Here is a 5,360-nt window from a genome sequence, read left to right as displayed (position 1 = left end):
GCCTCCCGGCCTTCCTGGTCACCCATTCGGCGCGGTCCGTAGGACATCGTTTGCCGTCATGGCGCTGCATTGGCCTGCGGAATTGGAGGGGTCGCTCGCCCCCCCGCGGTCCGGCTCGCGCATTCCGAGCGAGCAGGCAGGCCCAAAGGGGCCGGTATGTCGGCCCGCCTGTCCGGCCGTACGCAGGCGGGGCTTGGTGAACCAAGGATGCGAGGCCGGGACAGCAGCCAGGGCATGCTGTTACCCCGGCGGTATCATACCGATAGGGTATTCAGCCCCGGAAGGCGTGCTTGATCTTTTCCTTGGCTTCCCGGAGGTTTCCCTTCAGCATGTCGCCTACGCCCTCGGCCGCCGTCTGAGCGTTTCCCGCTGCGCGCCCGATCTCCTTCTTGACGGTGCCTGTGAGCTGCTCGACCTCGGCCTTCTCGGTTGCGCTAACGATATCTCCCTTGTGCAGGTTAACGAATACGAACGCTGCCGCCCGCGACAGGCGGAGAATCGCGATCAGCCGGCCGAGGCCGTCAAGACGGGTTCGCGGACGATGAGCTCAGAGGCGCTCGCCATCCCTATGGCTTGGACTTCCAGTCCGGGTGCCCGGGCATGGGCGGAGTCTTGGCGTCGTACAGCCAGCTCTTGACACACGGTGCGAGGTCGCGGCCTGAGACCTTGTTGGCGACGTCGATGTAATCCTGGGTCGACGCCGCCTTGTTGCGGTACCGGTCGAAAAATCTCTGCTCGATGCGGCGGAACGTCGAGTCACCGACCTGGTTGCGCAGACCGTGGAGCATCAGCGCGACGGTGCCGCCGGGCCGCACGAGGCTCTTCAAGTGCTCCAAGCAGCAGCAGTCCGTGCCCGTTCGGCTCGACACGCGCCATGCCTGCTGAGTCGATTTCCAGTACGGGCGCGTTCCAGCGTATGCCCGGGCCCAGGCTGTTCAGCAGGGCCCCGATTCCATCACGGCACATGATGTCCCGACGGAGGTCCTGGACCGAGGCTAGATGAGCATGAACGCGCCTCCAGTACGGTTGCACGGCCACCTGGTACATCTCTCCAACGGCAGCTGTTAAGTGTGCTCTCTGCAGTTCCGGGGTGCAGGAGCGGGTTGCACCTGGCGCCTTTGCGTCGCCCGGCCAGGCGGACAGGACACCACGAGATCCGCCGCTGACCCTCGTCAGCCGCCGGGCTCCATCCAGTTCCTTGCCGGGATGCGTTATTGTCGCGATCACTCTACGGCGCCAAGCTTGCAGGAAGTCGATTCTCGTGTTACCTAGGGCATCCACTGCGAATATGGCCTCGACGTGCCGACCGAGTGGGCCGATGATTCTGATACGCGCCAAGTCGTCGACGCAAAGAGTTATGCGCTGCACGTTTGTGACAGTTCCGTTTCTTGATGCATGGGTTTTGCGTGGGCGCCGGGAAAAAGCGGACCGCGCACCTCGGCGTCGTCTCACGTGGCGAATACGCGCGAAGAGAAGGGCGGCTACCGAACACCCTGCGGCCACGAGGTGGCATAGATGCCGGCGGTGAGGCGTGAGTCGGTTCCGGTCTCACGGGTAGGTTAGGCTTCCGGCCCAGCAAGACAACGCCACGTGTCTAATGTGTCGCGCGTCATACACGACGATGGTTCACTCAGATCGCGAGCCACGGAGACCGAGACGGCTTTTCTTCGAAGCGAAGACCGCGAGATCTACAGATGGATCGCCGGGTACGCGCATTGCTCCGTCAATGAAATCGCCTCAGGGACCGGCCGGAAGCAGCAGGAAATTGAGACGTCGATCGGCAGGTTGCTTCGGATGCATCTGGTCCGTGTCGACTCGACGTCACCTTCGAAATACTTTGCTGTGTCACCCGAGACGGCGCGAGTCGAGCTCGTTGCGCCCCTCCAGCGCGATATCGAACACCGGCAGCATGAGGTCGACCGCATGCGCGCGGCGCTGTACGAGCTCACCAGTGCCTACCAGGAAGGAGTAGCGCGCTGCGCGGGACCCGCATCGGTGGAGGTGGTCACCTCGCCTTCCCAAGCCGCTGATCTGATCGCGCAGTTGGCTGCCTCTTGCCGCTCGGAGACACTGCTCTCCGAACCGGATCTGACCGCCGCTGTCGCGACCATGCCGTACTTTCATTCAGGCGGCAGGTCCGTGCTGAGTGCGGATGTCCAGGTCCGCATACTGTTCCCGCACACGGCACGCTTCCGGCGGGACCTGGCCGAGCGCATGCAGGCCGCGCAGCGCAATATGTCGTACCGCACTCGGAGCGACAGCTTCATGCCACTGATCGTTTTCGACGGGCAGGTGGCAGTTTTTTCCGATCACGCGCGCTCAGATGCAATCGTGCTGGTGCGGGACTCCGCCGTAGTTTCGTTCGCGGTCGCAGCCTTCGAGCGGGCATGGACCCGGGGTATCACGTTCAGTACCTCCTACGAGCGCCAAGTGGTGAAGGAAATCTCCGAAAGCGCCAAGCGGACCATCTTGCATCTCATGGTGCAAGGTATCGACGACTGGTTGATCGCGCGACGACTGAACATGTCCTTGCGGTCCTGCCAGCGCCACATAGAAGTCATCATGCGGCGGCTGGGCGCCAAGACCCGCATGCAGGCGGGCTACCTCGTCAGTGAGCGTGGCCTCCTGGGGAAGTCTGGAAAGGGCGAACGAAAGTGAACCTCCGATGAGACCTCGTCAGACTTTGCGTCGCAATGGTATGAGTTCGGCGACACATAAGAGGACCTGGAGCTGAAAAGCATCCGGATGGCCCTTCTTCCGTAGTTACTGACTTTGTCTGCGCGGTGTCGTCAGGGCTGACAGGTGGTGATCGCTGCGGTACGTCGGAGACATGAGGTATCGGCAAGGTAGTGGCCTGACTGCCGAAAGGCAGGCGTTTCGCGAGCGCATTCGCATGGAAGCGGCCGGGATGTTCGCTGCCGGACAGAGCAACCATGTGGTCGCGAAGAGGCTGCGGATCAGCGTCCGGTCGGTGCAGTGGTGGCGCCGGGCCTGGGAAGCCGCAGGCCAGCGCGGCCTGTGCTCGAAGGGGCCGGCGTCCAGGCCGGTGCTCAGCGAGACCTTGTTCGCAGCGCTGGAACAAGAGCTGGCCAAGGGGCCAGTGGCGCATGGCTGGCCGGACCAGACCTGGACCCTGGCCAGAATCAAGACGCTCATCGGGCGCCGGTTCCACAAGAGTTTCACCCTCTCCGCCATCGCGAAGATGCTGCGGCGGCACGGCTTCAGCCATCAGATGCCCGCCCGGCGGGCACTGGAGCGCGGCGAGGAGAAGGTGACCGGCTGGCTGAAGGAGACCTGGCCACGGGCAAAAGCACCGCGGCGGCGTGCGGGGCCTGGCTCTGCTTCGAGGACGAGGCCGGGTTCTCGATGACGCCGCCGACCCGCCGCACCTGGCCAGGCGCGGGCACACCCCGCTGGTCCACGTGCGCGGACGCTCCCAACGCCGCTTCTCCATCGCCGCTCTGACCTGCTACAAGCACGGCGAACGCTCCCGTCTGATCTTCCGTCCCAAGCGGCACGGCGCCCACAAGGAGGCCAAGCGCCGAAGCTTCACCTGGACCGACTACCGCGACCTGCTCATCGCGGCCCACCACCAGCTCGGCGCCCCGATCGTTCTCATCTGGACAACCTCAATGTGCACAAGGACGCCCGGCTGCGTGCCTTCGTCGACAGCCACGACTGGATCACCACCCACTGCCTGCCGCCCTACGCACCCGACCTCAACCCCGTCGAAGGCATCTGGTCACTCCTGCGCAGGCGCTGCCAGGCCAACACCGCCTTCGCCGACCCCGACCACCTCCTCGCAGCCCTCCGCCGACGGCTCCGCCAGATTCAATACCGCAGCGACATCATCGACAGCTGCCTCACCGCGACCGGACTTTCCCTGACGACACCGCGCAGACAAAGTCAGTAACCGTCGGGCGGTGCGCGTTCTGGACCGGCGAAGCGGGGGCCCGCTTCTGCGAGCGCCCCGCCCTCAAACGTCTGGCGTCAGGTTGTGGGGGCGTCAGGCTCTCAGAGCTCCGATGCCGCTTTTTCTATGTCGCCCGCGAAGGTCGACACCTCGGTGTAGATACCGGGGGATTCGGGGCGCGCGCAGCCGTCGCCCCAGCTGACGATGCCGACCTGGACGTACTCCCCGGCCTCGTCCTTGCGGAACATCGGGCCGCCGGAGTCGCCCTGGCAGGCGTCGACGCCGCTCACGTGGAGCTTGCCGGCGCAGATCTCCTCGCCGGGGGTGAGCCGGTCGCCGTACGCCTTCTGGCAGGTGGCGTCGTCGACGAAGGGCACCTTGGCCTTGAGCAGGTAGCGCTGCTGCTGGCCACCCTACTTGTCGGCGCCCCAGCCGGCTATGTCGAACTCGCCCTCGTTGTACTTGGGATCTTGGCGATCTTCAGCGTGGTCTGGTCGATCGGCTTCTCGAGCTTGATGAGGGCCCAGTCCTTGCCCTTGCCGTCGTAGCCGGGAGCCACAAGGACCTTGGTGGACTTCACCTTGATCGCGTCGGGGCTCTCCAGGTCCGCGACGCCACCGGTGACGGTGATACCGGTGGCGTCGGAGCCGTCGACACAGTGGGCGGCGGTCAGGACGATGTCCTTGGCGTACAGAGCGCCGCCACAGCCCATCGACAGACGCACTATGAACGGGAATTCGCCCTGCTCGGCGCGGGTGCCGCCGACGATACGGTTGCTGGGGTTCGAGTCCGGGTGGGGAGCCGCCTGAGCGGCCACGGACTGAAGGCTGACGGTGGCCAGAGCGATCACACCGAGTGTGACGGCTCTCTGCAATCTTCGCGGCTTGGTCTTCAACTGACTACGCTCCGTGGGGGGTATGGGGTAACCCCATTGGGCATGAGCCCGCCAATGCGGCTACCGCAGATTGTCCAATGCGGCTACCGCAGATTGTGGAGATCGCCATATAAACGGACCAGAGGGTTGGGAACCGGCCACCGTGTGCCGCCGAGATCCGATAGGAACGGGAGGACCGCCGTACCGTGGAGGCGGATTTCGGTGGCGTCAGGAGGTGCGCACGTGCAGTCGACGGCGGTCCAGGCGTGCACAGCTACCCCCCCGCCTGGAGACAGTGCGCACCGCCCCCGTCAGCAACTTCAGCTTGCACGTCAACGTCACCGACGTCCTACCCCGTCCCCCCCCCGAGCCTTCTCCGAGAAGCTCGTCAACAAGAACGACCCATCAGTGGGACTGGCTCGGCCAGAGCTACCGCATCGACCAGCGCCGAAACCTGGTCTTCGGAGACTTCGCCAAACGCTTCGCGGTCCTGCGCGCCCAGACCGCTGTCGGGCGGCGTGCTCTTCATCGTGGACACGCAGGACCACTCCAAGAACCAAGAACACTGTAGGG

Annotated in this window: 3 protein-coding genes and 2 pseudogenes; 3 read left to right on the top strand and 2 right to left on the bottom strand. The window is 64.7% G+C overall.

Annotated features, from left to right (window positions below; genetic code table 11):
- Nucleotides 1–566 precede the first annotated feature (566 nt).
- Nucleotides 567–836: a hypothetical protein gene (locus ACZ4QV_RS42220; RefSeq protein WP_467764538.1), complete on the bottom strand. Its 270-nt coding sequence runs from the start codon at nt 834–836 to the stop codon at nt 567–569.
- 754 nt (nt 837–1,590) lie between these two features.
- On the opposite strand from ACZ4QV_RS42220, the gene ACZ4QV_RS42215 reads away from it, so the two are divergent.
- Nucleotides 1,591–2,658 (top strand): LuxR C-terminal-related transcriptional regulator, encoded by a 1,068-nt coding sequence (locus ACZ4QV_RS42215; protein WP_467764537.1) that lies wholly within the window; start codon nt 1,591–1,593, stop codon nt 2,656–2,658.
- Between the two features lie 172 nt (nt 2,659–2,830).
- A pseudogene (locus ACZ4QV_RS42210) lies at nt 2,831–3,913 on the top strand (IS630 family transposase).
- 101 nt (nt 3,914–4,014) lie between these two features.
- On the opposite strand, the pseudogene ACZ4QV_RS42205 reads toward ACZ4QV_RS42210, so the two are convergent.
- A pseudogene (locus ACZ4QV_RS42205) lies at nt 4,015–4,808 on the bottom strand (S1 family peptidase).
- A 142-nt stretch (nt 4,809–4,950) separates the two neighbouring features.
- Here ACZ4QV_RS42205 and ACZ4QV_RS42200 point away from each other — a divergent pair.
- Nucleotides 4,951–5,358 carry an endo-alpha-N-acetylgalactosaminidase family protein gene (locus ACZ4QV_RS42200; protein ID WP_467764536.1) on the top strand — a complete coding sequence of 136 codons (408 nt, stop codon included), beginning with the start codon at nt 4,951–4,953 and terminating at the stop codon, nt 5,356–5,358.
- Nucleotides 5,359–5,360 lie beyond the last annotated feature (2 nt).

The organism is Streptomyces sp. NPDC026394 (assembly GCF_055567735.1).
The sequence above is the reverse complement of the archived record's forward strand: the minus strand, read 5'-3'. Positions and strand labels throughout refer to the sequence as shown.